Origin of the sequence: Eggerthella sp. (assembly GCF_048329335.1) — a bacterium.
GTDB classification, from domain to species: domain Bacteria; phylum Actinomycetota; class Coriobacteriia; order Coriobacteriales; family Eggerthellaceae; genus Eggerthella; species Eggerthella lenta.
In genome coordinates, this window is record NZ_DBFEGU010000089.1 from 1 (window position 1) to 5,793 (window position 5,793).

A 5,793-nucleotide genomic window follows, 5' to 3' on the forward strand; every position below is an offset into this window, starting at 1 on the left:
ACTGGGCATCGCCCCGGGCCCCGCAGCCCCCAAGCCCTCCCGCTCGCAAGACAAATCAGTGCTGCACGATGTAGCGCTTGCGCAGCTGCGTGGCCGCCACTTCCAGCACCACGGCCACCGCCAGGCACAAGTACACGATCAGCCCCACCTCGTGGATGTTGTAGTAGAAGCTGCCGGCCAGGAACAGCTGGTAGCCGATGCCGCCCGCGCCCGCCACGGCGCCCACGGCCACGGCGTTGACGAAGTTGATCTCGAAGCGGATGAACGTCCACGACAGCATCTCGTTCACCTTTTCGGGCACCACGCCCTGGAACACTACCTGCCACCACGACGCACCGCTGGCGCGCAGCGCTTCCAGCACGCCGGCGTCCACTTCCTCGAAGCTTTCCGAGTACGCCTTCACCAGGTACGCCACGCTGTGGAACAAAAGGCCTGTGACAGCCGCCTCCGGCCCCAGGCCGATGGCCACCGAGAACACGAGCACCCACAAAATGGTGGGCACGGCGCGCGCCACGCTCATGAACACCTTGATGGCGTTGCTCATGCCCTTGCTGGACAGGTTGCAGGCCGCCAGCAGCCCCAGCACGAACGCGATCACCGCGCCGATGAATGTGGTCAGAAGCGCCAGCGCCAGCGACACGAACAGACCTTCGATCACGTCGGGCAGCGTGAAGTGCCCGCCCAGCCCCGGCTGCGTCATCATGGTGACGAAGTCGTCCACGGCCGCGGCCATCGCTGCGGGAAACGACACTTTGCCGTAGTCCATCACCACAAGCGCGAACACGGTGATGGCTGCCAGCACGCCCAGCACAACGTACAGCGCCACGGTCGACTTGCTGGCCACATGCACCTTGATCTTCCCCGAGCGCGACGTGCGCGCGCCCATGCCACACAGGTCGTTCGTATCGCCATCGAGGGTTTCCGCAGCACCGGCGCCTATTCCGAGCGCGTCGGCCGAGGCGCCCTGCACGATGCCGACGTCCTCGGCGATGGCCGCCGCGTTCGCTTCGGCAGCCACTTTGTCGGCATTCGCCATCATATGACCTTCCTCCTCACGAAGTTCGAGGTCAGCTCGCAGGCGATGACCACGAGGACGATGGATAGGATGACCAGCCCGGCGATGTCGTAGCGGAAGCTTTTGTAATACACGTCGAACACAAATCCGATGCCCGTGCCCGTGAGCAGGCCGATGAGCGTGGCGTCGCGGATGTTCGTCTCGATCATGTACATGACCCAGCTGATCACCGACGTGATGCTCATGGGGACGACCGCCTGAGCCACGATCTGGCCGTAGGTCGCCCCGGAGGCGCGCAGAGCCTCCACGGGACCCGCGCTCATCTCGTCGATGCTCTCCAGAAAACAGCGCGTCAGGTAACCGAAGCTTGTGAGGAACAGCGCGAAGAACCCGGTGAACTCGCTCTGCTTGAACGAGAACAGCAGGATGAACGCCCAGGCCACCACCGGGATGTTGCGGAACAGCGACGCGACGGCCCGCACGATGAGGGGAAACGGCCCACCCACCCCCACCGATCGCGAGCCCAGCACCGCGCAGATATACGCCAGAACCCCCGCCGTGCAACTGGAGGCGATCGAGGCGAGAATCGTCGAACCCAAGGCGGGAAGGATGGTGTCCAGCTTCTGGAGGGAGGTAAGGGAAGGGACGAATTGCGTCGCCATCCAAACGAGCCCGCCCGGGACGTCGAGGATTGCCTGCATGAAATCGAAGCCGACATAGGTGCCCGACAGCGCGCCCAGCGCCACGAACACGAGCGCCATGCCGACGACGGCCGCCGTGCGCCGCAGAAAGAACGACGGGTCGTAGGCGCCGCGCGGCGCCGCGCGCCTGCCGCGCAGACGCGAAAGGAAGCCGGCCGACTGCAGAACACGCTCGGTCATGCCGCCACCTCCGGCGAGGAGGAATCCTTCGCCTCCGCTTTTCCGAGCCTTTCTGGATCCGCCTCGCGCGTTCGAGAGCCCGATAGCTCGCCGACCTGCCGAACGCTTCGTTCGCCGAAGTCGCTTCCGGCTTCGGCTTCCTCGTTCGTGCCGTATATGTCGGCGATGGCGGCCTCGTCCAACAGGTGCGGCGCGCCGTCGAACACGACGCGGCCCTTCTTCAGCGCCACGATACGATCGGAGAATTCCATGGCGAAGTCAACTTGGTGCAAGTTAGCCAGGCACGCCACGCCCAGCTCGTCGGCCGCCCAACGCAGGTGCTCCATCACCGTGCGCGACGACTTCGGGTCGAGGCTGGCGATGGGCTCGTCGGCCAGCATGAGCAGCGGGTCCTGCACGAGCGCCCGGGCGATGCCTACGCGCTGCTTCTGTCCGCCGGACAGCTGGTCGGTGCGCGCGTACGCGAAGTCGGCCAGACCCACCTGGTCGAGAATCTCGAACGCACGGCGCTTCTCGTCCTCGCTGAACAGACCCAGCATGCCGGCGACGGCGGACTTGTAGCCCAAGCGCCCCTGCAGCACGTTCTCGATGGCGGTGGCACGGTACACCAGGTTGTAGTGCTGGAACACCATGGCGATGCGGCGACGCGTCTGGCGCAGCGCCCGTCCGCGCACGTGCGTCACGTCGTCGCCGTCGAAGACGACGCTGCCCTGCGTGGGGTCGATCAGGCGGTTCACGCAGCGCAACAACGTGGATTTGCCCGCGCCCGAGCAGCCGATGATGCTGACGAATTCGCCGCGCGCCACGGAAAGCGACACGTCGTCAAGCGCCTTCGACCACCCGTCGTAGCTTTTCGTTACGCCCTCAAGGAGGAGCAGCGGCTCGAAGCCCTGCCGCTCGACCGAAGGTGTTCCCAGCACCTCGCTCATTACGCAGTCCCGCCCAGTTTGCGGATGGGCTCGTACCAGGCATCGTCGGTCTTCACGAAGCAGGTCTTCTCGGAATCCTTCTCGAACAGGCCCTTGGCGCTCTCGTCCTCGGGATCGATGAAGATGGCCTTGTCGTTGGCTACCTTATCGGAGCAGAAGTAGTCGATGATCTTCGTGCGGTCGTCGTCGGAGATGGCTTCCTCGTTGAAACAGATGGGCGAGTTCAGCACCGGCGTGATGGCGATGATGGTGAATTCCTTGCCGCGCACCGAGTCCACGGGAGCCTCGGCGTCGTCCTTGGCCTTGTACACCGCGCCGATGCTGTTGGCCTCGCCGGACACGAGGTCGAGGTACATATCCACGTCCACATCGTCGAACGCGGCCGCATCGGCATCGCCGGACAGCAGATTCACCAACGATCCCACATGCGAGTTGCCGAACAGCACTTCGCTGAAGAACTTGCCGCCTTCCAGCAGCTCGTCGGAGCTGTCGAGGCCGAACTCGCTGACGATGCCGCTCGACGGCACCTTGAAGCCCGAGGTGGAGGTGGCGGACACGAACGAGAACGACTTGCCCTTGATGTTCTCGATGGAGTAGCCGCTGCCGCTCTTGTACTGGTCGGCGTCCTCTTTGCGCACGCAGATGCGGCTGTAGTAGCAGGCGCCTTCGAGGCCGCCGTCCTCGTCGCTGTTCGTGAAGGCGGCCAGCACCTTCGGGTTCTTCTTGTTGGCCTGCACGTAGCCCTCGGGGCCCAACAGCGCCATCTGCGCCTTGCCCGACGCGATGGACTCGATGGCCACGTTGTAGTCGGTGGTGGTCAGCAGATTCGCCTCGCGGCCGCATGCCGCCGTGATGGCCGCGCCGATGGCCTCGCGCGAGGAGGTGAGGTCGGCCGAGGAGTTGTCGGGCAGCCACACCATGGTGATGGGATCGGTGGAAGAGGCTGCGTCGCCGCCGGTGGAGGCCGAAGCCGTGTCCGCGCCCGCAGCCGCGCCGGAGCCGCCGGCCGTGCAGCCCGTCAAAGCGCCGAACATGCCCGCCATCGCCAGCGCCGCGCTGCCGGCCACGAACTGGCGCCTGCTCAAAAACCCTTCTGCCATAGTTGCGTTCCTCTCGTATCCCCGGCGCAATCGCCGGGATCGCATTCGTCTTCGGCACGAGTTGACCCTGCGGCCAACGTGCGAGAACCATCGTAAGAAAGGAAGGTAAGGACGAAGGAAGGCGCGCGTAAAGATGCCCCCAAGTTTGAGCAAAGGGGGCATCAGGAACGAGAAAGGTTCAGGTAAAGCGGCCGCGAACGAGCCGATGAGCGAGCCGAAACGCAGGAGGACGGCGGCATCGACCGACCACGTTCGCCCTGCCTCGCTCGAGATGTTTCACGTGAAACATCCGTTCGCGCTTGCGAAGGAGCGGGCCTTTGGGTTAGGGCTGCGAGCTCGAGGTTCGCGGAGCCCAGGCACGCAGGGTCCGGGCTGCAGGCTCACGGGCTCGCGGCGCGCGGCTTCGGGTTGGGGCTCGCGGCGCGCGGCTTCGGGCTGGGCTCACGGGCTGCGAACCAGGGCTCGCGGCTCGCGGGCCGCGCGCTCGCGGACCTCGGGCTGCGGGCTTTGCCCGAGCGGGGCGGCGGCTATCCCTCGAAGTGCTCGGCCGCCACTTCCAGCTGACGGACGATGTCGATGCCTTGAGGGCACATCGCTTCGCAGGCGCCGCAGGCGATGCAGGACGAGGCAGGCCCAGGGGCGGCCTGCCACGAGTAAAGGCCCTTCGCGAAATCGCGGTTCTCGGTCATAAGCTCCAGGTTCAGCAGGCCCAGGATGGTGGGTATCACCACGCCCTGCGGGCAGTCCTTCACGCAGTAGCGGCAGTTCGTGCACGGCACGCTGGCCATGCCGCGCAGCGTTTCGACGGCCGCGTCCAGCGCCTGCTGCTCCTCGGCCGAGAACGGGCGGTTCGCCTGGTAGTCGGCCACGTTCTGGCGCACTTGGTCCAGGTTCGACATGCCCGAGAGCACGGTGAGCACGTTCGGCTGGTTGCAGCAGAAGCGATACGCCCACGAGGCCAGGCTGGCGTCGGGGTTCGCCGCGCGCAGCACGTCGGCCACGCGCTGGGGCAGCTCCACCAGGCGGCCGCCGCGCGCGGGCTCCATGACGACCACGGGCACGCCGTGCTTCGCGGCCACCTCCATGCAGCGGCGCGCCTCCACCACCGGATCGTCCCAGTCGAGGTAGTTCACCTGCAGCTGCACGAAGTCCATCTGCGGATGCGCCGTCAGCAGCGCGTCCAACGCGTCGGCCCCGTCGTGCATGGAGAAACCGACGTTCCTGATGAGGCCGCGCTCCTTCGCATCCAGCGCGAAGTCCCACATGCCGTACGCGTCGAACTTGGCCGTGCGCTCGCCGCCTACGTTGTGCAGCAGGTAGAAGTCCACGTAGTCCAGCCCCATGCGCTCAAGCGACGTGGCCAGGTTGCTTTTCGCCTCTTCGGCGCTGGGCGCGGCCCAGGCCAGGCACTTCGTGGCCACCGTGTACGCGTCGCGCGGGTAGCGCTTCACCAGCGCCTCTTTCAGTGCCTTCTCGGACGCGCCCTCGTGGTAGACGAACGCGGTGTCGAAGTACGTGCCGCCGCCTTCGATGAACGCGTCCACCATCTGCTTAAACTGCTCCAAGTCGATGCTCTGCTGGTCGGCGGGATCAAGCAACGGCAGGCGCATGCAGCCGAAGCCCAGCTTCGGCGTGTTTTCGAATTCCGGTCTCAATGATGCTCCTCTCGATGGGTTCGCCTATCATCATAGGGCTTCGAGCGGACTCCAAGTCAAGAGGGTTTTTGGAGAAAGGATGCGAACGGATGTTTCACGTGAAACATCCCGGCTGACCGGGATGCGCGCCGCCCCCACGAGCCGGGCAGGGACACTACGGCGGCCAAGGATCAGGATTGGGAACCCGCACGCCAGTCCGGGAGGAGGTCGGAG

Annotated in this window: 5 protein-coding genes; all 5 read right to left on the reverse strand. The window is 65.6% G+C overall.

Annotation, left to right across the window (positions count from 1 at the left end):
* Positions 1-55: 55 nt before the first annotated feature.
* Positions 56-1,039, reverse strand: coding sequence for a PhnE/PtxC family ABC transporter permease (locus ACMO6A_RS02835; RefSeq protein WP_009608062.1), 984 nt, complete (start codon positions 1,037-1,039; stop codon positions 56-58).
* Positions 1,036-1,896 (reverse strand): ABC transporter permease subunit, encoded by an 861-nt coding sequence (locus tag ACMO6A_RS02840; protein WP_418470749.1) that lies wholly within the window; start codon positions 1,894-1,896, stop codon positions 1,036-1,038. The genes ACMO6A_RS02835 and ACMO6A_RS02840 overlap by 4 nt, the downstream gene beginning before the upstream one ends.
* Positions 1,893-2,825 carry a phosphonate ABC transporter ATP-binding protein gene (phnC, locus tag ACMO6A_RS02845; protein WP_015759887.1) on the reverse strand — a complete coding sequence of 311 codons (933 nt, stop codon included), beginning with the start codon at positions 2,823-2,825 and terminating at the stop codon, positions 1,893-1,895. The genes ACMO6A_RS02840 and phnC overlap by 4 nt, the downstream gene beginning before the upstream one ends.
* Positions 2,825-3,925: a phosphate/phosphite/phosphonate ABC transporter substrate-binding protein gene (locus ACMO6A_RS02850; RefSeq protein WP_015759886.1), complete on the reverse strand. Its 1,101-nt coding sequence runs from the start codon at positions 3,923-3,925 to the stop codon at positions 2,825-2,827. Before ACMO6A_RS02850 ends, phnC begins: the two co-directional genes overlap by 1 nt.
* A 527-nt stretch (positions 3,926-4,452) precedes the next feature.
* Positions 4,453-5,580, reverse strand: coding sequence for an aldo/keto reductase (locus ACMO6A_RS02855; RefSeq protein ID WP_021410415.1), 1,128 nt, complete (start codon positions 5,578-5,580; stop codon positions 4,453-4,455).
* Positions 5,581-5,793: the final 213 nt, after the last annotated feature.

Excerpts from the sequence above, each read along its gene's own strand:
- phnC (WP_015759887.1), bottom strand. The coding sequence starts at position 2,825 with ATGAGCGAGGTGCTGGGAACACCTTCGGTCGAGCGGCAGGGCTTCGAG.
- ACMO6A_RS02840 (WP_418470749.1), bottom strand. The coding sequence starts at position 1,896 with ATGACCGAGCGTGTTCTGCAGTCGGCCGGCTTCCTTTCGCGTCTGCGC.
- ACMO6A_RS02850 (WP_015759886.1), bottom strand. The coding sequence starts at position 3,925 with ATGGCAGAAGGGTTTTTGAGCAGGCGCCAGTTCGTGGCCGGCAGCGCG.
- ACMO6A_RS02835 (WP_009608062.1), bottom strand. The coding sequence starts at position 1,039 with ATGATGGCGAATGCCGACAAAGTGGCTGCCGAAGCGAACGCGGCGGCC.